The organism is Paenibacillus sp. FSL F4-0243, assembly GCF_037963295.1.
Lineage (GTDB): Bacteria > Bacillota > Bacilli > Paenibacillales > Paenibacillaceae > Paenibacillus_AQ.
Genome location: NZ_CP150151.1, coordinates 4,583,463 through 4,605,030, shown reverse-complemented (window position 1 = coordinate 4,605,030; position 21,568 = coordinate 4,583,463). Strand labels below are relative to the sequence as shown.

Sequence of the window (21,568 nt, the reverse complement as noted above, 5' to 3'; positions counted from 1 at the left end):
AATAAGACGGTACACTATCTCCCTTATAGTTTAGTGATGCTGAATCTGCTTATGTCTATGGATCTCTACCTATCTATCCTTCTAATTTATGATCGGAGATGGTATAGATGAACTCATTGAAAAATAAAATTGCAATCGTTACTGGAGCAAGCAGATCCACAGGAATCGGAACAGCCATATGCCGTTCACTTGCAAGCCAGGGGGCAGATATTTTCTTTACGCATTGGCATCCTTTTGATGAAACAGAAGGGAATGGTGGAGAAAAGGAATGGCCGGAGCAACTTTGTGCAGAACTGAAAAGCTTGGGAGTCAGGGCGAGTCACATGGAAGCAGATTTTTCCAATCCTGAAATCTCAATAAAGATTATGGATCAGGTAGAACAAACTTTAGGAAATGCTTCCATTTTGATTAACAATGCAGCTTATTGCGTGCCCACGAATTATCAGAACCTGAGCATCACTTCGTTAGATCAACACTATGTAGTGAACAATCGTGGCACGGTTTTACTCAGTACTGAATTTGCCAGAAGATTCGAAAAGAATCAATCAAAGGGGACTCCAGGTAGAATTATTTTTATGGTTTCTAAAGGGCCTGACCCTGATAACCTGGCTTATATATTGACAAAGGGTGCATTAATTGGATTAATTGAACCTCTTTCTGTTGGTTTAGCTCCGCTACATATCACAGTTAATGGTTTTGATCCGGGTCCTACGGATTCCGGGTGGATAACGAATGAGATGAAAACTCATTTTTTGCCTATGTTTCCAATGGGAAGAATCGGGTTGCCTAAAGATGCAGCTAGAGGCATTAGTTTCTTAGCGAGTGATGATTCGCAGTGGATTACAGGGCAAGTAATAAAGTCTGAAGGTGGATTTCTAGGAAAATAAAGACATGAGTATTTCATCCTGGCTACCGATTGAACGGTAGCCTTTTTTAGTTAGTGGGCAGACTATCGCTACAAAACATGGAAATTGATGATATAATATCCAAACTCAATAATTTAGATATGAAGGGAGAAGCCCATCATGATTACTCTCAGAAAGATCACACTAGAAAACCGACGTGCTATTTTCAATTTGGAGGTTTCAGACGATCAACGTCGCTTCGTAGCTTCCAATTTATCAAGCATGGCTTCGTGTTATGTCCTTGTAACCAATGGTGGTCATCCATTTCCGTTTGCGATTTACGCGGATGAAGAGCCGGTTGGTTTTGTGATGATGACTTATGGAATCACTGGATATGAAGTGCCATCCTTTGTAAATGATAGCTATTGTATCCTGCGACTAATGATTGATAAACGATACCAGAATCAGGGGTACGGCCGAGAAGCCATGACAAGAATTTTAGAATTTATCCGCACTTTACCGGCTGGCCCCGCACAATATTGTTGGATTTCTTATAAGGCTGATAACTTGCCCGCTAAAAGGCTCTATGAAAGCTTCGGTTTCCGTGACAGCGGCGAAATTATTGAAGAAGAGCTAACAACCATATTGCGACTTTGATTTGCTTTTTACTTGGAGATTTCGAACCGTTTTGTGAAATCATCGTTACTTTGAAGCAGTATCAAATCACAATTCACGTATCGGAGATGGAACTGGCTCCCATGTATTGATCGATGTCTCATAGCAATGAGAGAAACTGCTACTCGAAAATGCTAGTAACGGTTTATACTAATTATCTATATTCCAACAGTTCAATTACATTGCCAAACGGATCTACAATGGCGCTATAGATGCCTGGAGGACACTCGCGAGGTTCATCGTATAGCACTTTGATACCAAGCAGCTTATATTGCTGAATAGAAGCGACTAGGTCCTCGACTTGGAGTCCAATTACAACTTGTGATTCTCTTGGATACTGAACTTGAGTATTGAGCTCCACTTGACAGAGTACAATCGGGATAGGTTCGTGCTTCAAGCTAATAAGGCAATCATCATATTGGGTGGAGATTTCGAATCCTAATTTATTACAATAGAAATCAATGGCAACAGTCATATCTGCTATGTTAATAGAAATAACACTGATATTAGGCATACAATTATTCCTCCAATAGGTTAGAATACGTGCACAAACAAGGGATAGGATCATTTATTGACAGCACAATATTCCTTGACCTGCCTCTAACTTGCTCTTAAGACTTGAAAGCATCTGTGCCCAAGCCTGCTCATGCCAGCTTCTAGCGGTTTGTGACGGTTCAGATTCTGTCCATCCCGAATGACATATCGTAACAAGTGTACTATCGGAAAGAGCTTTCAATTTCACCTCCCTTCCTTCAATTCGACTAATACTTCTGGTGCAAACCATTCCGATAGACAATCCGCTTCAGTCCATGCCTTCCATACCAATTCTAAATTACTGTTAACGACGATTTGTGATACTAGACTCATCTGGTCATCTCTTATCAGGAAGATTACTGTCAATTTGATTAAGTATATGTGATTAATCAGCTTGTAAAGTCTTCTAGTTTGCTCGCTTTCGGTTAAATTTCTCAAACAATAACAGCGGCAAATTAACGACGATTGGTGGATCATGCGGGAGAGGATCTCTTAAGAGGATGTGTACGTGCAACTTCGTTGTAATATTCACTTCAACAGGTTCATCAAATTTCCCTCGCAAACATGTATCTAACTTAAAATAGTCAACAGGATTACGACTCCATGGAATACCTGCTGCAAGTATGTAATACGTACCAGGTGAGATATCAGTAAATATGCATTCGCGATTGCGCATATTGAGCGCAGTACCGACGATGGGTTTCTGATCGGGAATGGGGCGTGGAAATAAACCTACAAATAATAGACCGCGAAAATCCGATGGTGTCTCTAGTTGACAGTGAATGCACATTTGTGGTGAGGATGGCAATGTATCAGATGTTAAGGGTGTGTGTTCATATTGATTCATATGGGAGAATAACTCAGACGAAGTGGCTGCAAACTTCTTAGGTGATAGGCCGACGAATTGCTTGAACCGATGATGGAAGGAGCCGGCACTTCGGAAGCCTATCGAGAGCATAATCTTCGTTAGCAACGAAGGTTGTTTCAGCAGCGCTTGTTTACCAGATTCTATCCGCAAGGCGGACAAGTATTGGCGTGGTGAAATTCCTGTTGCCTTCTTAAATATTCTAGTGAAGTGATAGGCGCTATAACCGACTAGATGAGCGAGTTGCTCTGAAGTTACTTCTTCATCAAGATGCTCCTTCATGTATTGAATAGCTAGCTCCGTCGCGTGGATATAGCTATGATGTGGTAGATGAGTAGGCTCTACGTTAACCATCTCCTTCATTATCATAGGGGGTTCATAGTGTGTAATATTAAAAAAACCTATATATGTAGTATTTTAGGTTTTATTTGAACGCAGTACAATGCTTAGTTGAAAATATGTAATAAGGAAAGCTCGAGGTGTGAAATGGACAGAGTAGCGAATATAAGAACTGAAGAGAAGAGATATCATGACTTGTGTTACGATAGTTATAATTTGTTCGAGCCAGGTTCCTGGCTACATAGACCCGTAAAGACGGTAATCGATCTATTAGAAGAATACAGAGATCAAGAATACTTAAGTGTATTAGATTTAGGAGCTGGGATTGGTAGGAATAGTATCCCCATAGCGGAATCCATGAAAAATAGAAATGGGAAGGTAGTTTGTGTTGATTTATTGGAGTCGACCATAGAAAAATTGGAAGGTTATAGTCGAAAATTTGGAGTCGAACCATTTATTGTAACAAGACTATCTGACATTGAATATTTCATTATCGATCAAGAGGAATATGACATTATCTTAGCTGTATCTGCCTTGGAACATATAAGTTCGGAAAAAGCTCTGGAAAGTAAACTTAACGAAATGATTATTGGAACTAAAAGAAATGGAATTAATTGCATTATTATCGGATCGAACATACAAGAGGTAAACCTTGAAAATGGACAAGAACTAGACCCGATGTTTGAAGTGAATATACCTACAGAAAGAATGATTGATTTATTAGTTCAGCAGTACACTGGATGGGAAGTTAAACAACGATTTGTAAAACAAATAGAATATGAAATTGATAGAAAAGGCCACCCCGTAAAACTGACAACAGATTGTATAACCTTTGTTGCTAAAAAAATATAATAAACACTAGGAGATTGTTATGCCTTTCACTTTTGCTCATCCTATTTTTGCACTTCCTTTTAAATATGTGAACCCAAAATACTTTAGTGCTACCGGCTTGATTCTAGGAAGTATGTCACCTGATTTTGAATATTTTATTATGCTTGAGCCCCATCACAGTATAGGGCATTCTATAACAGGATTATTTTTACAGGAAATTCCCCTATGTGTGATTATTGCACTAATTTTCCATTTTATAGTTAAGGAGATATTAATATTGCATCTTCCTTCGAACTATAATATAGATCAACGAGCGTACAATACCTTGAGCAAGTGGAGATTGACCTCTAAGGGCTGGGTAGTGTTCATCATATCTGTGATTATTGGTTTCTTTACTCACGTGTTCATCGATGGTTTTACACATTTCAATGGTTACTTTGTAGAACAATTTCCCCCATTAAGGGATATAGTGATTTATAATTTCACTCTTTATAAAATATTGCAGCATTCGTTTTCTATATTCGGATTACTCATGGTAACTTGGATCATAGTTAGGTCGTTGTATCGACATCGAGAAACGGTAACAATGATACCAACAGTTACAACAATACAAAAAAATATTTTCTGGACATCAGTAGTTGTTGTAGCGATAGCAGTAACTAGTATGAAGTTACTTTTTAGTTCGAGCAGGAATATAATTGGTATTCTTGTGGTTTCGCCTATTACAGGGGGATGTTTAGGAATATTGCTTGTATCGATCGTAATAAGAGGTTTACAAAAGACAAAATAATCATAATTCGATTCGTTAAATAAATTACGAGTAAGAATATCATCGCATCATTAAAGCATCTATTGAATGTTTTTTGAAATAATAGAATTTGTAAAATTTTGAGACTGCGGAGAAATGTGAAACAAATTCAATGGATGGTCCTATATTCAACTGTTGGGGATGGGGAGCCCTGTTTTTTATTAAGCACACGCCTCTATGGGATGTAGAACGGACAGAGTGGATCTTATATCCTCCGAAATGCATGTTTTAGTCGAGCTTACGGACAAATGTATGCGAAAAACCGAATACAATGTGCCGCCGGTAACGTAAACGAGCCAGCGCCGTTATTCGCCCTGATTCACCCGGAATGGGCTTGTTATTAGGGAATAAGTGCAATATGGCCCGTCCCTAATATATGTGCTTATTTCATCGAAATAAAGGCTATACGGTTGGTAAGCGGAACCTCACACGGATACGAGTATGGAATTACGGATGTACTCAGCTTGTAACTTTACCTCCAAGGACGCCGTCAGGTGCTTTTTTTTATTATTTTAAAAATGGTTGAGAAATACATAGTTAATAAGGGGAACTTTACTTATAATATTATTTTAGCGTATTTTTCCAGTACGCTGTATTTTAAGCAACACTGGCTGAAAGGAAGTTATCCCTTGTTTGAGACTTTGCTTTTAAATTTCTTGTTTTTATTGTTTCCAATCTTAATTTTTCTACTTTTCTTTGAGAATCGTGCTTTTGCTTATAATAGTAAGATTCTAGTTCTACTGTCGGCAGTGACCATGTGTCTCTGCATAGCGAAACCTTTTAAACTCGATATGGGCTTTATTTTTGATTTGAGATATATCCCGTTTATCATTGTGGCTCTTTTTGGTGGATACAAGAATGTTCTACCGCTATATATCCTTTTAAATATCTATCGATTTTATGTGGGGGGAGAGGGTACGTTACAATCCTTTCTTTTCGCCACTTCAATCCTAATCCTGGTTCCTCTATATAGTAAAAGGTTCTTAAAACTAGATTCGAAAAGTCGCATCATCGCGGCAACAATAATTTCTTTTCTGACGATGGGATTTTACCTAATTATATTAGGTTTTACACAGGGGAGTTTAAATAGGGAATATTGGTTTCTCACCTTAAATGCCTTTACGACGCATGTCGGGGTGATGTGTATCAATATGATCTTAATAGAAAAGATTATTACTAATATTAAGAATCGCGACCGAATTATGCAATCTGAAAGATTAAATGTCGTGAGCGAGCTAGCGGCAAGTGTATCACATGAAATCAGAAACCCGCTTACAGTGACCAGCGGTTTTTTGCAGCTGTTGAATAAATCGAAGACGATCACAAAGGAGGAGAAACAGTACGTAGAGTTATCTCTATTAGAATTACAGAGGGCTGAAAAAATCGTGAGTGACTATCTTTCATTTGCTAAGCCGCAATCCGATAATATGGTTTATTCCAACATGCAGGAGGAGGCAGAATATACTAAGAATATCATCATGCCTTATGCCACTATGCACAAAGTAGAGGTCAAATTTAATTTTAAAAATTCGCTGTTCAAAAATTATGATCGGAACCAAATACAGCAATGTCTTATTAATCTATATAAAAACGGAATCGAAGCCATGAAGGAAAAGGACGGTGGTACGCTGTTCATCGATATTTCGGAAAAAAAACAAAATATTATTATCAGTATTCGCGATACTGGCATTGGAATGACAAAGGAAGAAATATCGCGTCTCGGTAAACCGTATTATTCGACCAAAGCTGAAGGTACGGGACTGGGGATGCTTATGGTCTACAGTACCATTGATAAAGTGAAGGGCATTGTTGAAGTTGATAGTGAAAAAGGCAAAGGCACAACGTTCCTTATCACCATTCCAACATAAGGGCAAGTTGCAGAGCGTCTCGTTTGCTGTTTATCCCCCACTAGGAGTGTGTAATACCTTTCATGAATGGATTTCGTGTCATAAGGGCAATGACCCTGTGCGAAGTGACAGCTGGAGGTGCAGTAATGGAGATATTTGTAACTATAGGTGTCAAACTGATCATTAGTTTCTTTGGTTTGTGGATCATTACCTTTATTACTGGCCGCAAGACGCTTAGTCAATTGACGCCTCTCGATTTCCTGTCATCATTGATTTTAAGTGAGATTGTAGGGAATACGATATATGATAATGAGGTGAAGATCTGGCATCTGCTGTTTGCGCTTTTCATCTGGACCGCTTTGTCTTATTTGTTTGAAAAGGCAACGACCCATTTTGTGAAGTTCGGGAACATGGCGGAAGGCCGGACGGTGTTGCTTATTGACGATGGCAAAGTGAATCAGGATTTGATGGAGAAATACGATATTGAGTTTACCCAACTGCTGTTTATGCTGCGGCAGCAAAATATTTTTTCTCTAAGTGAAGTGAAGTATGCTCTGCTCGAAACGAATGGCTCACTGTCGATTATGCGAAGATCTGAAGAGGATCAATCGGAGCAGTCTTCCTCTTTTTCCATTACAGTTATTGATAAAGGTAGGCTGCTGGAAGATTCGATGCGTGGCAGACCGATGAATAAGATACAGATCCAGGAATGGATCAGGGAGCATGGCTATCAATGCGTTGAGGACATTGCTTATGCTGAATACAAGGAAGACGGATCACTCTATATCATACCTAAAAACAAACCATAAACCTTGTTAATAGTAATATATTTTAATGGAGGTACATCTTTATGGGGATTTCTTTATGTAAAGCAGACGTAAGTGATGCGGAATTTATTCATCAAATGCAAGTCAAAGCCTTTATGCCATTACTGGAGAAATATAAGGATTATGAAACCAGCCCAGCCAATGAATCCGTAGAAAAAATGATAGATCGAACTAATTAGTCTTTTACAGATTATTTTATGATTAAGAATTCTGATATTGTTGTGGGCGGTGTCCGAATCGTTAAAAAGGAAAACAACACTTACCGTGTCAGCCCCATATTTATTATGCCAGAATACCAGGGGATGGGGATCGCCCAGCAGGTTTTTGCAATCATTGAACAGAGATATAATGACGCGAAAAAATGGGAGCTGGATAGTATTGAGCAAGAGCAGAGGAACTGCTATTTATATGAAAAGGTAGGATATAAAAGAACAGAAGAAACAAAGCGAATAAACAATAAATTAACTTTAGTATTTTATGAAAAATATATGGATTAAAATTTAGACAGCGGACAGCTCGTGTCCACTGTCTTTTTTTGATTAAAATTAATAAACTCTAATACGCTTCACAAATAACGATAAAAGTAATCCGATAACTGCAATTGCTGCGATAAATAAGTATGCATGTGTAATTCCTGCGGTTAAAATTTCAGGCTGTGCAGCAGTTGGATGTGTATTAGCGAATCGTGTTTGTCCGCTAGACATTAGTGTAACAGCGAACGTTGTACCAAGAGCACCTGCGATTTGTTGAAGTGTGTTCATAACAGCTGCCCCATCCGGATAGTATTTCACGGGTAACTGATTTAAGCCATTGGTTTGAGCGGGCATAATGACCATAGCTAATCCGATAAACATAGCGCAGTGTATTAAAATAAAGGTCAGGTTACTGGTTTCAGTAGAATTGCATGTAAATAGAAAACCTGCAATGGTTGCGATGGAGAATCCAAGCGGCAGCAATAATTTCGGACCGAATTTATCAAATATTCTACCCGTAACTGGAGCCATAGCTCCGTTAATCACACTGCCTGGAAGGAGTAGAATTCCTGCAGCTGTAGCTGATAACAATAAACCTCCTTTTAAATATAACGGTAATAAAATAGCAGAGGATAAAATGATCATCATTCCTAAAAAGACCATTATTAGACCTATTGTAAACATAGGATATTTAAACACTCGTAAATTTAGCATCGGCGTTTCCAACTTAAACTGTCTAAATACAAACAGGATTAAGCTGATGACACCAACGATAAGAGGCAGATAGACAATGATTTCACTTAAAGCATGATCAGCGATGTTGCTAAATCCAAATACGATGCCACCAAATCCGAAAGTAGAAAGTAGAATGGATAAAATATCTATTTTAGGTTTAGAGATTTTGGCTACATTTTTGATAAATGTTAATCCGAATCCAAATGTAAATAATAATAAAGGTAAACTTGTCCAAAAGATAAACTCCCAGCCCAAATGATCCACGATCAAACCAGACAAAGTTGGCCCGATGGCCGGTGCACACATAATAACAAGTCCCATCATCCCCATGACAGTTCCACGTTTATGTGCAGGGAAAATTATTAGAATAATGTTCGTCATTAGGGGCAGCAATAAACCAGTTCCCAAGGCTTGCACTAAACGCGCAATTAATAAGGAGGTGAAATTGGGGGAGAGGGCAGCAATTAAAGTACCAATGATAGATAATAACAAGGATGCTGTGAATAATTGTCTAGTGGTAAACCATTGCATTAATAGGGCGGATATCGGAACGAGGATACCTAGTACAAGTAAATATCCTGTGGTTAGCCATTGAACCGTTGAGGCGTTGATTGAAAATTCATCCATTAAGTTGGTAAAAGCCATATTTAAGGCGGTTTCACTAAATAGTCCGACGAATGCTCCTAGCATAAGGGAGAAGGCCATTAGGGCGGGACGTTTAACTTGAACAGCTGCTGTTGATTCCATGATAGGGATAAACCTCTTTTCAGAAATGGATTCGTATTATTTTTGAAGAATAGATGATTTGTCAACTATAGAGCAGAGGATATGCATTTATGCCTCTCTTACATTATTCTGCACACGAGTTAACAAATTTGTTAGCGCTGAGTACTCCGCAGGAGAGAATCCTGTCGCTATAATTTCGTTTAATTTGATCGTCACCTCATTGATTGTAGTCTCTAATTTCCTGCCTTCGTCTGTGACAAAAACATTTACCGAACGACGGTCTTGCGTACTTGTTACTTTATGAATGTACCCCTTGTTCTCTAAGCTAGCGATCATGCGGGCAACACTGGCTTTATCCTTCCCAAGTTTATTAGCAATCTCGTTCTGAGATAGACCTTCTTTCTCAAGCAACAAAGCCATAAGTAAATGTTGTTCAGGCGCAAGCCGAACGGGAGCAAGCAATTTTGTTAAATAATTGGCTATTTCTAAATGCAAATCGCGAATAACTAACCCTAGCGGGTCTTTGGAATCCATATGATCTCTCCTAATTAGAAAAATAGATGATATATCAACGTTTATGATTTGTTTATATTAACATAAAGTAACACATACATGTCAAGTCAAAGAGAAATCAAGTACATAGGATTAACAAAATTTATAGTAGAATTATAGACTTTGGTACAAGCGTGAAGACCTCTTCCACAATATATTGTTGTAAATACAGTGTAGGAGGGAAAATCATGAAGCAAAGAATATCTTCAATAAGAAGAGTCAAAAGTTCTTTGAGTAAAGGAATAAAAACGAAACGTAGTTCCGGAACGAAAAGAGTAGGGAAGTCAAGGATTCATATTAGACAAGCTAACGCATTTGAATTGCAAGTTTTTAGATTAGTCAACGAAGAACGTACGAGTAGAGGAATCGCTGCCTTAACTCTAAATACGCGGCTAACTGATCTTGCGGTTTTGAAATCAAGAGATATGAGGGATAATAACTATTTTAGTCATACCTCTCCAACTTATGGTACCCCCTCTCAAATGCTAGATCGATTTGGAGTGGAGTGGCGTGCTTATGCAGAAAATATCGCGGCGGGCCAAGCAACACCTGAAGCAGTAATGAGAACGTGGATGAATAGTACTGGTCATAGAGCTAATATTTTGGATCCTCGCTTTACGGATATTGGGGTTGGTTATATAGGGGGAACTGCGACTAGTCAATATCAACATTATTGGACACAACTGTTTATTCAGAAACCATAAGAGATCACAGAGAAGCCACTCTATAATGAAATACGCCTCTGATTGTGTGTCTAACCATTGAGGTGAAGTTCATTTACGGGGTGGTTTGTTTTGTGTTTTTGAACTGCTTTACAGAAACCTTTCTGGAAGAATGTCGTCTAACAAGATATGGAATTTTGAGGAGGGGAACTATGCGTAAAAGATGGATACTTATAGGCGTCTTGCTGCTTATGGCAATCACTCCATTGATTGATGTCACAAAGGTACAAGCCGCAAAAGTATTGTTTGACGGAACTAGTAGTGCGGAGCAACTAAAAGCACTAGCTTCGATTAATAAAATTCGGCAACAAATGGGGTTGGATGAAGTGAAACTTGATCCTGCCCTCGTTAAGGCGGCGATTAATCATGCTCGCTACGCTAATGCTAATTTTACAATAAAGTCTGAAGGCGATTTATCTATAGAAGTGAAAGGTCGTGAGTTCTTTACTCAACAAACGCCTAAAGAGAGAGTGTTAACGTCGGGTTTAAGCGGAGAAGTACCGGAGATTATGGAAACCGTATATATGAAAGAGCGGGCCTATGATGAATTTGATATGGCTTCAGAGATTAACGAGCTAGCAGTTATGCATGATCGCAGGGAAGTGATGCTGACCCCGGCAGTTGCTTCTATTGGCATTGCACGAGTGGGTAAGTCTACCGTGATTGTTGGTGCTGTGAAGTCAGAAGGCGTAATGACTACACCAGCGACTGCGAGCGTATTTCCTTATGATGGAATGACGCGAGTGTGGTCAGGCAACATTTACAAAATGAATGCACAGCAGTTAATTCAAGGAGAAGCTACAACACTTACGGTCTTTAGTAGTCTACGGGATGTAGCGGACATAAAGGCTAAACTAAGCACACAGGCAGGCAACCGCCACATTAGTATCCCGCTTAGTGTGAAGAAACTCAATTCTGGTTACGGGTATGTATTAACAGCGCAGCGTCAGTTGAGGGGGGATCGGGAGTATACCGCGGAGGTTTCATTTCAATCTGGTGGCGAAACGCTAGTGAAAAAATGGACCTTTAAGACAAGCCCATTCCTGTATCAGTTGAACATTGATGATATGCCACTTCTATCAGCACCGCCGCTAAACATTGTGAATGGTATTTCAGAAGTGCCCATGCGTTATCTCTTTGAGTTATTTGGAGCCAGGGTAGAATGGAACAAGGCAACTCGCACGATTACCGCTGAAAAAAATGGACTTTCTCTGAAGATGACCATCGACGATCATACAGCCTACATTAATGGACAAGCTGTGCAGATGAATAGCCCACCTCATCTATACGGTTACGCGACCTATGTTCCTCTCCGATTTATATCCGAAACGTTCGGATATGATGTAGAATACGATCCGATTCAACGTTCGGTGGACATTTGGACAGGTCTTTTATGAATATAAATAATCTATTTTTCCACATACTATATTGTAATTACAGATACTTCAACGACCCCAAGAGAAATTGGAGCAAGCTCGTTAGAACCCTTCAGCATCATGAACTTCTCTTAGTGACTGGAGGGAAGGGCAGCTTTATGATGGAGCGAAAACGACATTCGTTTAAAGCTGGTATGTTATTCTATATTTCTCCAGATGTTAAGCATTCAATAGAGATAGATTCTGAAGATCCCTTATGCTTTCTGTCCGTTCATTTCAACTATGCGAAGGTGAGCATGAACGAGGAGAACTGGGGAATTAGTGGTGATGTGGATTCACTCCATTTGCAAGCTGTATCCGAATTGAAGGATTATTATCAAGTGGAAGATATCTTCGGACAAATGATTCAGAGCTGGAATACTAAGCTGCCAGGGTATGAATTTGTAGCGAAGACTTTGTTACAGCAGCTTATCATTGCAATTGCTCAAAATACACAAAAACAAAGTCAAAATTACTCCACTTCATTAAAGGTGGAAAAAATTATTAATTATATGCATCAAAAGATCAATGAGAAAGTTAGCTTGAGCGAATTGTCAGATTTGGTACAGCTTTCACCTGCTTATTTATCGAGAGCATTCAAAGAGATTACAGGTTATTCGATCATTGAGTTTTTTAATAAAATGAAAATTGATAAAGCGAAAGAGCTGATTCTTGAAGGGGACATAAAAATCAAAGCGGTTGCGCAAACCCTTGGATTTACGGATGAATTTTATTTCAGCAGAATTTTTAAAAGAATGACAGGCATCAGCCCTTCGGAATTTCAGAGCAAAAATGTCCATGGAGTTTAGAATAATGCATGGTATAGAGCCAATCTGACTGTTAATATGAGGTTGTTATTGTTAGCAGAAAGAAGGCTTTTTTATGTCCATGTGGAAAAGGAATTTGATCGTTTGCTGGTTTGGTATGTTTGTAACGGGTGTAGGTATGAGCCAGATTGCGCCAGTATTGCCACTTTACATTAAGCATCTTGGCGTGGATAACGCCGATTCCGTTGCTCAGTTTTCTGGCATTGCTTTTGGGATTACCTTTATCGTTTCAGCCATATTTTCACCCATTTGGGGACTGGCGGCAGACAGGTTCGGACGGAAACCAATGCTTTTGCGGGCAAGTCTTGGGATGGCGATTGTGATCAGCTGTATGGGTTTTGCGCCTAATGTGTATGTATTAATTGCACTAAGATTATTACAGGGCACAATAACAGGTTATAGTACAGCTTGTACTACATTAATCGCGACTCAGACGGATAAGGAACATGCAGGATATGCTTTAGGAACTCTTTCAACAGCCAGTATTGCTGGAGCCTTGCTTGGCCCAACGATTGGTGGTTTCATTGCAGAGAGCATGGGTTTACAAAGTTCATTTTTTGTTACGGGTGGACTGATGCTGGTTGCCTTCATTACAACGGCTTTGTTCGTGAAGGAATCTTTTCATCGTGAAGATAAAAAGACACTAAGTATCAAGGAGGTCTGGAGCAGTGTTCCAGAGAAAAGCCTAACGCTAACCTTGTTTGTAACCTTCTTTATTCTAACTGTTGCTTTATACTCTGTAGAACCAATTATTACGGTATATGTTACTCAGCTCTCCAAGAGTGCTAGTCATGTGGCTCTGCTTGCAGGGATGACCTTCTCAGCTTCAGGGCTGGCTAACATCATTGCTGCTCCAAGGCTTGGCAAGTTGTCTGACCGAATAGGTGCTCAAAAAGTTATACTAGTTGCGCTTATAGCGGCAGGACTTCTGTTCATCCCACAAGCGTTTGTTCAGAATCCTTGGCAGTTAATGGGTCTGCGTTTTCTACTAGGATTAGCGGCAGGTGGGTTAATCCCTTCTGTGAATATCCTCGTTAAGAAAATCACACCAGATGCGCTTACAGGCAGAGTATTTGGCTTTAACATGTCGGCAGGTTATCTTGGCACATTTGCGGGTTCGGTTCTAGGTGGGCAAGTGGCAGCCTGGTTTGGGATCCGAGATGTATTCTTTATTACGAGTGTTTTGCTATTGATAAATGCAGGCTGGGTTTATTTTAAAGTGTATAAAAAACTAAGATTAAATGGGAGAGAAGACAATGGAAGACTTAAAGAGATCAGAAACTGAATGTATTGATGCAAAGAAAACGGCGCTGGTTGTAATCGACTTGCAAAATGGAATTGTTAACATGCCTAATAAGGCTCCACATACAGGTGAGCAGGTGGTTCAGAAGGGCAGCAGTTTAGTTCAAGCCTTCACGGAAAAGGGGGCGTTTGTAGTACTTGTAAGAGTATCCTCGTTAGATGGACAGGATATGTTAAGACCTCAAACAGATTTGAAGATGAATGCAGGATCCATTCCAGAAGGTTGGGATACCTTGGTACCTGAATTATCTGACTTCAAAAACGCACATGTGATATCTAAACGTCAGTGGGGGGCATTCTTCGGAACGGATCTTGATTTACAGCTACGGCGTCGTGGTATAGATACAATTGTCTTGTGTGGTATTTCTACATCCATAGGTGTGGATACGACAGCTAGAGAAGCTTATCAGCTTGGTTACAACCAAGTTTTTGTGGAAGATTCAATGACTGCTTCTACGAAAGAAGAGCATGACTATGTGTGTAAAACGATTTTCCCTAGAATCGGCAAGATTCGGTCGAGTGGTGAAGTAATATCCCTCTTAAAATAGGATGAAAAACCCTCATGCTCTCTGTAATCCCAGAGATTGTCATGAGGGTTTTTGTTTGAAATCATGTACTTACATGAAGATAAGGAGTAGTATCCCAGCCAAGAAGCAGTAGTAAGAGAAGTACTTCAAATTACCTTTAGCCATAATCCCCATAAACCAGCGCATAGAAAAATACGTAACGATTAGTGTAGTGATAAATGCAATTAAGTATGGAATTGCTAGTTGCGCTCGGTTCGGGTCACTGGCAATATCAGATGCCCCCATAACAAGTCCGCCCAGACTGATTGGAATATACAGCATAAAAGAAAAGCGTAAAGCAGTTTCTTGCTTCATTCCCACAGCAATGGAAGAGATGACCGTTGCGCCTGAGCGACTTATCCCAGGAATAAGAGCTACAGCTTGGGCTAGTCCGACTATGACTGCATCCTTCGTTTTTAAATCCCCATCTTGTTTACGACCGCGAAGATTACGAATTAACCATAAAGCAACCCCGGTTACCAGCAAGGCGATGGACACGGTGTGTACTGACGAGAAGATCTCCTCAATTTGGTCCTTAAAGAACAAGGCTACGATAACCGCAGGCATGGTGCCAATGATAATGTACAAAGAGAACATAAAATCTGACTTATATTCCTCTTTGCGGGTCAGAATAAATTGAACGAATCCAGTGATCAATCTTCCGATATCTTTGCGGAAAATAAAGCAAATCGCAATTAGAGAAGCCGTATTTGTCAGGATTTCAAAGGATAGCCCATTCTGTTTTAAGCCTAGCAATTTCTGCGCGATGATTAAATGGCCGCTCGAGGAAACGGGGATTGGCTCAGTTGCCCCTTGAACAAACCCTAGAAACAAGTATTTAAGCCACAGTATAATATCTTCCATTTTTCCTCCCAGTATTTTTGTAATCTTTTTAATCATATCTCATTCAATGAAGAAATGACAATAGAACCATCGTGCCATATCGAAGTTCATTGCCTTAAATGAGGGCTTGACTGAACCAGTTATAATATTCTTGAATGGCTTGTTCACTAACCGAGCCTATCGCGAAAGTAAACTAAATGAGGTGGAACTATTTGTAGTTCATTAATTAAAATTCATCGGCAGGACATTCCGAAAGCCGCCAGCGTTCTGGCAGAAGCCTTCGCAAAGGATGATCCACTGTATAAGCATATTTTGCCTGATGAAACAACCAGACTCCGCGTATTAAACATTTTTTTTCATCGTTATATTGAGATGTTGTATCCTTATTCGGATTTACTAACGACGTCAACAAATTATGAAGCTGTCGCCTTGGTGTTCCATTCGGAGCGTCAGAGCGGGACATTGATTTCGAACGTCAACTATATGAAACAAATTGGGCTGGCGATTCTCAAGTGTTTACCGATTTGCCGTATCATTGGTGTGCGAGGATTTATTCGAGGGTTAGCCACTTTGCGCAGTATGAGCTCCTTATGGTTATCGATGTTTGGAGATCAGAAGTATATGCATTTGGATATGCTTGTAGTGCAAGAACGTTACCGTGGACAAGGCTATGTATCGAAGATCTTGAAGCCGCTGCTTGCCGAATGCTGTGAGAAGAATGCATTATGCACGTTAGAGACACAGACGCTAAGTAATCTTCCCATCTATGAGCATTATCAGTTCCGCACAGTTAAGGTTATCCCCTTACCCAACAGTACATTAGAGCAGTATTGCATGGCGTATTCTCCAAGCGTTACTGAGTAGTTATTAAAACGGGGCGTCCCATTCAGCCATTTCATGGCTTTTGGGGCAGCCCTTTTTTTGATCATGAACTATATTTCGCAGCAGGGATGATTATTTTTATGGCTGTGCCATAACCTGGCTCGCTTTCAATGTGGATACCATAAGGTGATCCAAAGAGCAGCTGAATTCGATCATGAACATTCTGGATGCCAATCCCTGATAAATGATGTTTTTTGCTTACATTCACCTGCTCAGGAGCGTTCGGCATCCCTATACCATCGTCCATAATTTCGATGATTAAATGCTCATCCCGCTGGGAGATGAAGATTTGAATATTGCCGCTGACGTATCCAGGGAAAGCATGGAAAAACGCGTTTTCCACAAAAGGCTGAATGATCAGCTTGGGGACCAACAGCTCCGTACTGTCTTCAGAAATCTCAAAGTGGACACCGATTTGATCACCGTATCTGATCTGATTGATAAATACATAATGCTTTAAAGTCTCTATCTCCTGTTTTACAGTAATCATGTCCTCTGTAGATCCTAAGGTATTCTGAAGCATGGAGATGAGGCTATCGATCGTTTGATCCACCTGTTGGGTCCGATGCATGTTGGCTAAATATTTGATCGAACTCAGCGTATTATACAGGAAGTGAGGGTTGATTTGCATTTGCAGAGCATTGAGATCTGCCTTCCGGCGTTCCTGCTGTTCGTAGACAACTCTTTCGGTATACCGGTCAATTTCTCTAATCAGATGATTGTAGGCTTTGGTTAATACATTAGTCTCGTAGCTGCCATCTTCCTGCAAGGGATGCAATTTCAGACTGTCCCCTTTGGACGTTTTCATCGTATTGACTAACTGATTCAGGGGCTGAATGATTCGTTTACTAAGCCAATAGACAAACAACATGCTAATCACCAGTACAATGCTAACTACCTTGATGATTTCGTTTGAGATTGTATATAGCGGCGCAAATGCAGTTAATTGATCAACCTCCTCCATAATGTAGGCATTAAACTCCGGAAGGAAATACGAAATATAGGTTTGTTTATTTTCTGAATTTGTGACGATACCTCCTTGCTCCACAGCGTTCATGGCATTCAATAGAAGAACGGAATTATACGTGCTAATGGAAGCCTTATTGCTGCTGGAGAGAATCGTACCCTCTGCTGAGATAAGCGAGATATGAATGCCTTCCGAAATGTAGGGGCTGTATTTAAGATAGATGTTAAGCTCGTCCATAACAACGGCTGTATATCCGTACATTGAACCGGAAGCACTATCTACCAAAGGTTTCGTAGCAAAAATATAGTTTTTATAGGGTACAGTTTCTTTGAAAAGATCTGAACTGCTATGATATTGAATTCGATTGGGGATAACTCCATTAATCGTCATATAATCCGATACGATTTCATCCGGTATTTTATCCCATTTCAAGTTATTGCTTGAATAATGGCGTCCTCCTTTTCCCGGCATTGCCGAAACAATGATATGGGAGTTGTCGGGACTGAGGTAATCTTTGTAGATATCAATATATCTTCCAAGACTCATAACCAGATTGGTATGCTCAAGCGAGGTCAGAGCCGGCTTGGTAATATAATTTTTAAATTCAACACTACTGTTTATCTGCAGCATCGTATTCACAACCTGGTCATTGTATCGTAGTAAATCATTCTTTACCAAATTCATATTGGCGGATGAATTCTGGACGACTTGATTTAGTAGAATCCGCTCTGAAATTTTCGAGGAGGCCATGGTAAGGATGAAGGAGATTACAAGAATCCCCATTAACATAAGGATTAGAATTTTGATAAAGATACTATTCTTACGAAGCAAGCCGTTCACCTGTCTTTACTGGGAGATTTGAGTACGGAACTCCACAGGAGTCTTTCCAGTCATTTTTTTGAATACCTTCGAGAAATAATTATGTTCTGAGAATCCGGTTAAACGGCTAATTTCTGATACGGTTAAATTAGGGTCCAGCAGCAGTTCTTTCGCTTTATCTATTCGCACCCTGCTGATATATGTAGTTAAATTCTCTTGCGTTCGCTGTTTGAAATAAGAGGAGAGGTAACTATAGTTAAGATGCAAGGTATTTGCCATTTCTGATAATGAGATTTCATTAGCATAATGTTTGTTGACGTATTCATAAATCTGGTGCAGAATCATCGATTGTTGATCTGTTTGTTTCATACTGGATTTCAGTGCATCTAGGAATTGTATCAAAATACTCTCTAATTCATTGATGCTATAAGCTAAATCAATGGTTTTAAATAACTTTAGTCTGGACGAACCAAGCTCAGAAATGGGCTGCTTAATATGCTCAAGTGTACTCATTGCCGTATAGATGAGATTTTGACATAAACGTTTCAAGCTATATTCGTCATAGTCCTGTGTAGATAAGATTTTCAGAAAAAACGCTTTCAATTGTTCTCTGGCGTCATCTATAGCCAAAATCCGTAACAATGAAGTAAACTGATTCAGGTCGAAAGATAACTTTTCGCTAGGAATGAGAATTGCATTTTCCGGAACTACTACTTGTGTTGGGAAATAGATCAGTTTGCCAAGGTACGGTGTTAATCGCAAATGCGCTTCCTTAATCTGTTCTAAACCGGAAAATGGATTGGAAAGAATAAATGAGATATACAGAAGCTTTTCTTTCACGGCCTCAGCTAATGATTGAATTGATGTCATTATATTTTGAGCTGCAGTCTCCTCATAGTTTAGGAGAATTAGAAATTCTGTCTTAAGGAATATAAAAGAATAGGTTAAGTTATTAGATAAATGTTGCTTTGCCAATGAAAGAAGGAGCTCCTCCATTTGGTTTTGACTCCACTCTGTTCTGGACAGAAGTAAGCTGTTGCTGGCTTTTGCCAGCATAAAGCAATTTCCTCGAAAATATTTTGTGAGCAAGTCTATAGATTCTTCATTTGGTAACGAATCATGTTCAAGCCATTGGGCAAGGATCAACGAAATGTCCAGATTAGGACGAATATTACCGGATGTTTGTAAGTTCACTGAACCACACAATGTCTGGATTAAAGTTATAAGCTCAGCAGAAGAGACTTTCGGTTTGAGTAAATAATCAGTAACGCCGTATTTAAAGACTTCCCGAACATAATCGTATTCACTGTAGCTGCTTAATACGATAATTTTAATTTCCGGATATTTCACTTTCATGATTTTTGAGAATTCTATTCCGTCCATAACTGGCATCACAATATCGGTGATGACGACATGTGGACGTGTGGATTCGATATGGTCGAGCGCATCTTGGCCATTTGAGACCTGGGAAACGATTTCAATTCCATATTTGCTCCAGTTACATAAATGCATAATCCCCGTTCGAAGGATGGCTTCATCGTCTACGATCATCACCCGATAGGTTGAAACGTTATTGTTCATAGTAGGACACCCCGTTATTTCTCTTGTTGTATTTTTCTCATCATATAACAATCTTTCATATTACGGTATGGGATCTGGTTTGAAAAGCTATATACAAATAAAAAGTGCTATCGACCATAATTTTTACTAGGAAAAAAATAACATTTATTAAATGAACAATAATTACTACTAAGAAAGAACGAATGATTATTATACTTATCATTTTGAATTCTCTAAAATTAGGTTCAAGCGTTAAAGAATGAACCGCTTACATACAAAGTCAAAAGGGGTTGTAGAAATTGAAAAAATGGTTATCAGTATTGCTCTTAGTATCAATGACAGCAACGGTACTCGCTGCTTGCGGGTCATCAAATTCAGCGGAGAAAAATGAAAGCGGTACTACTAAGAAAAAAGTGATCGCTTGGGCCTGGGACCCTTCCTTTAATGGTGCAGCTTTAAAGATCGCTGAAGATCTTTACAAAAAAGAAAATCCTGATTTTGAGCTAGAGGTTGTTGAAATGGCCAAAACGGACTTGGAACAAAAGCTGAATACTAATCTGGCAGCAGATGTTAAAGACGGTCTTCCAGATATTATTCTGGTAAATGATCCTAATATTCAAAAATATGTAAACGCATATCCAAATACCTTCGCAGATTTTGGTGACAAGATTGATTACACTCAATTCTCTCCATACAAGGTCGATGCACTTAAGGTAGACGGTAAAATGTATGGTGTTCCTTTTGATATTGGTTCAACAGGTATGTTCTACCGCTCGGATTATCTGGAGGAAGCAGGTTTTACGGATGCAGACTTACAGAATATCACTTGGGATCGTTATATTGAAATCGGTAAAATTGTAAAAGAAAAGACGGGCAAATACATGGCGACCATTAATCCAAATGATGAAGCCTTAACCTCCATTCTTCTGCAATCGGGTGGATCGTGGTACATCACACCTGACAATAAAGGAAACTTTGTTAATAACCCTGTAATGACAGAGACCCTTCGTGTATACAAAGCGATTTCTGATTCCGGGATTGCTAAGCCTGTTACAGGCTGGAGTGAATTTGTAGGCAGCTTTAATGCTGGTGATGTAGCTACAGTAGTATCGGGAGTGTGGCAGGTATCATCTATCATGGACGCTAAAGATCAAAGTGGTAAATGGAAAGTAGCGCCAACGCCAAGATTGGGAATTGATGGTGGTGTTAATGCATCGAATGAAGGCGGTTCCAGCTGGTTCGTGCTTGATGGCTCAGCTAATAAAGATCTTGCGATTGATTTCCTGTCCAAAACAGTGGGCTCCAGCAGTGAATTCTACGAGCGATTCTTGACGGAAAATGGCGGTGTGGGTTCCTTTATTCCGGCATTCTCCAGTGAGGCTTATGGTCAAACCTCAGAGTTCTTTGGTGGTCAAGCTATCTACAGCGATTTCACGAAATGGTCTACAGAAGTTCCGGGGATTTCTCTGGGAATGTATACACAGGAAGCAAAAGATGCACTTAAAAATGAATTGCCAAACATTCTGAATGGCGCGGATTTGACGCAAAGCTTAGCTAACATCCAAAAATTGTTCGAACAACAGGTGCAATAAATATAAAGTTAGCAGG

General features: G+C 39.6%; 24 protein-coding genes. 15 read left to right on the top strand and 9 right to left on the bottom strand.

Going from position 1 to position 21,568, the window contains the following annotated elements:
• Nucleotides 1–107: 107 nt before the first annotated feature.
• The gene (locus tag NSS87_RS20510; RefSeq protein ID WP_339242424.1) at nucleotides 108–887 is read left to right on the top strand and encodes an SDR family oxidoreductase; all 780 of its coding nucleotides are present in this window, start codon (nucleotides 108–110) and stop codon (nucleotides 885–887) included.
• Nucleotides 888–1,025: 138 nt separating this feature from the next.
• Nucleotides 1,026–1,502: a GNAT family N-acetyltransferase gene (locus NSS87_RS20505; protein WP_076300494.1), complete on the top strand. Its 477-nt coding sequence runs from the start codon at nucleotides 1,026–1,028 to the stop codon at nucleotides 1,500–1,502.
• A 172-nt stretch (nucleotides 1,503–1,674) separates the two neighbouring features.
• Here the strand turns inward: NSS87_RS20505 and NSS87_RS20500 are convergent, their stop codons facing one another.
• The 4 genes from NSS87_RS20500 to NSS87_RS20485 form a co-directional block, all read right to left on the bottom strand.
• Nucleotides 1,675–2,034 (bottom strand): VOC family protein, encoded by a 360-nt coding sequence (locus NSS87_RS20500; protein ID WP_042189812.1) that lies wholly within the window; start codon nucleotides 2,032–2,034, stop codon nucleotides 1,675–1,677.
• 54 nt (nucleotides 2,035–2,088) lie between these two features.
• Nucleotides 2,089–2,262 (bottom strand): SRPBCC domain-containing protein, encoded by a 174-nt coding sequence (locus NSS87_RS20495; RefSeq protein WP_339242421.1) that lies wholly within the window; start codon nucleotides 2,260–2,262, stop codon nucleotides 2,089–2,091.
• Complete coding sequence (locus tag NSS87_RS20490; RefSeq protein WP_339242419.1) at nucleotides 2,259–2,387, bottom strand: hypothetical protein; 129 nt, start codon at nucleotides 2,385–2,387, stop codon at nucleotides 2,259–2,261. The genes NSS87_RS20495 and NSS87_RS20490 overlap by 4 nt, the downstream gene beginning before the upstream one ends.
• A 73-nt stretch (nucleotides 2,388–2,460) precedes the next feature.
• A complete protein-coding gene (locus NSS87_RS20485; RefSeq protein WP_339242417.1) occupies nucleotides 2,461–3,282 on the bottom strand; it encodes an AraC family transcriptional regulator in 822 nt (273 codons plus the stop codon).
• A gap of 123 nt (nucleotides 3,283–3,405) precedes the next feature.
• On the opposite strand from NSS87_RS20485, the gene NSS87_RS20480 reads away from it, so the two are divergent.
• From NSS87_RS20480 to NSS87_RS20455, 6 genes are all read left to right on the top strand, one after another.
• The gene (locus NSS87_RS20480; protein ID WP_339242415.1) at nucleotides 3,406–4,110 is read left to right on the top strand and encodes a class I SAM-dependent methyltransferase; all 705 of its coding nucleotides are present in this window, start codon (nucleotides 3,406–3,408) and stop codon (nucleotides 4,108–4,110) included.
• 19 nt (nucleotides 4,111–4,129) lie between these two features.
• A complete protein-coding gene (locus tag NSS87_RS20475) occupies nucleotides 4,130–4,879 on the top strand; it encodes a DUF4184 family protein (protein ID WP_339242413.1) in 750 nt (249 codons plus the stop codon).
• 512 nt (nucleotides 4,880–5,391) lie between these two features.
• Nucleotides 5,392–6,765 carry an ATP-binding protein gene (locus NSS87_RS20470; RefSeq protein WP_339242411.1) on the top strand — a complete coding sequence of 458 codons (1,374 nt, stop codon included), beginning with the start codon at nucleotides 5,392–5,394 and terminating at the stop codon, nucleotides 6,763–6,765.
• Nucleotides 6,766–6,890: 125 nt separating this feature from the next.
• Entirely contained in the window at nucleotides 6,891–7,553 is a 663-nt protein-coding gene (locus NSS87_RS20465) for a DUF421 domain-containing protein (RefSeq protein WP_339242409.1), read from the top strand.
• 41 nt (nucleotides 7,554–7,594) lie between these two features.
• The gene (locus tag NSS87_RS20460; protein ID WP_339242407.1) at nucleotides 7,595–7,750 is read left to right on the top strand and encodes a hypothetical protein; all 156 of its coding nucleotides are present in this window, start codon (nucleotides 7,595–7,597) and stop codon (nucleotides 7,748–7,750) included.
• 18 nt (nucleotides 7,751–7,768) lie between these two features.
• Nucleotides 7,769–8,068 carry a GNAT family N-acetyltransferase gene (locus NSS87_RS20455; protein ID WP_339242405.1) on the top strand — a complete coding sequence of 100 codons (300 nt, stop codon included), beginning with the start codon at nucleotides 7,769–7,771 and terminating at the stop codon, nucleotides 8,066–8,068.
• A gap of 48 nt (nucleotides 8,069–8,116) precedes the next feature.
• Here NSS87_RS20455 and NSS87_RS20450 read toward each other — a convergent pair whose 3' ends face one another.
• Together NSS87_RS20450 and NSS87_RS20445 are read right to left on the bottom strand one after the other, a co-directional pair.
• A complete protein-coding gene (locus NSS87_RS20450) occupies nucleotides 8,117–9,526 on the bottom strand; it encodes an MDR family MFS transporter (RefSeq protein ID WP_339242403.1) in 1,410 nt (469 codons plus the stop codon).
• A gap of 87 nt (nucleotides 9,527–9,613) precedes the next feature.
• Nucleotides 9,614–10,039, bottom strand: a complete 426-nt coding sequence (locus tag NSS87_RS20445) for a MarR family transcriptional regulator (RefSeq protein ID WP_339242401.1) — start codon at nucleotides 10,037–10,039, stop codon at nucleotides 9,614–9,616.
• Nucleotides 10,040–10,245: 206 nt separating this feature from the next.
• On the opposite strand from NSS87_RS20445, the gene NSS87_RS20440 reads away from it, so the two are divergent.
• The 5 genes from NSS87_RS20440 (at nucleotide 10,246) to NSS87_RS20420 (ending at nucleotide 14,871) form a co-directional block, all read left to right on the top strand.
• Entirely contained in the window at nucleotides 10,246–10,761 is a 516-nt protein-coding gene (locus tag NSS87_RS20440) for a CAP domain-containing protein (protein ID WP_339242398.1), read from the top strand.
• Nucleotides 10,762–10,931: 170 nt separating this feature from the next.
• Complete coding sequence (locus NSS87_RS20435) at nucleotides 10,932–12,176, top strand: stalk domain-containing protein (RefSeq protein WP_339242396.1); 1,245 nt, start codon at nucleotides 10,932–10,934, stop codon at nucleotides 12,174–12,176.
• The gene (locus tag NSS87_RS20430; RefSeq protein ID WP_339242394.1) at nucleotides 12,173–13,003 is read left to right on the top strand and encodes an AraC family transcriptional regulator; all 831 of its coding nucleotides are present in this window, start codon (nucleotides 12,173–12,175) and stop codon (nucleotides 13,001–13,003) included. Before NSS87_RS20435 ends, NSS87_RS20430 begins: the two co-directional genes overlap by 4 nt.
• Nucleotides 13,004–13,076: 73 nt before the next feature.
• Nucleotides 13,077–14,306 carry a multidrug efflux MFS transporter gene (locus NSS87_RS20425; protein ID WP_339242391.1) on the top strand — a complete coding sequence of 410 codons (1,230 nt, stop codon included), beginning with the start codon at nucleotides 13,077–13,079 and terminating at the stop codon, nucleotides 14,304–14,306.
• Nucleotides 14,278–14,871, top strand: a complete 594-nt coding sequence (locus tag NSS87_RS20420; protein WP_339242389.1) for a hydrolase — start codon at nucleotides 14,278–14,280, stop codon at nucleotides 14,869–14,871. Before NSS87_RS20425 ends, NSS87_RS20420 begins: the two co-directional genes overlap by 29 nt.
• Nucleotides 14,872–14,940: 69 nt before the next feature.
• Here NSS87_RS20420 and NSS87_RS20415 read toward each other — a convergent pair whose 3' ends face one another.
• Nucleotides 14,941–15,753 (bottom strand): undecaprenyl-diphosphate phosphatase, encoded by an 813-nt coding sequence (locus NSS87_RS20415; RefSeq protein WP_339242387.1) that lies wholly within the window; start codon nucleotides 15,751–15,753, stop codon nucleotides 14,941–14,943.
• A gap of 291 nt (nucleotides 15,754–16,044) precedes the next feature.
• Here NSS87_RS20415 and NSS87_RS20410 point away from each other — a divergent pair, with 291 nt between their 5' ends.
• Nucleotides 16,045–16,596 (top strand): GNAT family N-acetyltransferase, encoded by a 552-nt coding sequence (locus NSS87_RS20410; protein WP_339242385.1) that lies wholly within the window; start codon nucleotides 16,045–16,047, stop codon nucleotides 16,594–16,596.
• Nucleotides 16,597–16,657: 61 nt separating this feature from the next.
• On the opposite strand, the gene NSS87_RS20405 is transcribed toward NSS87_RS20410, so the two are convergent.
• Both NSS87_RS20405 and NSS87_RS20400 read right to left on the bottom strand, forming a co-directional pair.
• Nucleotides 16,658–18,412 (bottom strand): sensor histidine kinase, encoded by a 1,755-nt coding sequence (locus tag NSS87_RS20405; protein WP_042189785.1) that lies wholly within the window; start codon nucleotides 18,410–18,412, stop codon nucleotides 16,658–16,660.
• Nucleotides 18,413–18,427: 15 nt separating this feature from the next.
• Nucleotides 18,428–19,981 (bottom strand): response regulator, encoded by a 1,554-nt coding sequence (locus NSS87_RS20400; protein ID WP_339242382.1) that lies wholly within the window; start codon nucleotides 19,979–19,981, stop codon nucleotides 18,428–18,430.
• A 278-nt stretch (nucleotides 19,982–20,259) separates the two neighbouring features.
• Here NSS87_RS20400 and NSS87_RS20395 point away from each other — a divergent pair, with 278 nt between their 5' ends.
• A complete protein-coding gene (locus tag NSS87_RS20395; RefSeq protein ID WP_339242380.1) occupies nucleotides 20,260–21,552 on the top strand; it encodes an ABC transporter substrate-binding protein in 1,293 nt (430 codons plus the stop codon).
• Nucleotides 21,553–21,568: the final 16 nt, after the last annotated feature.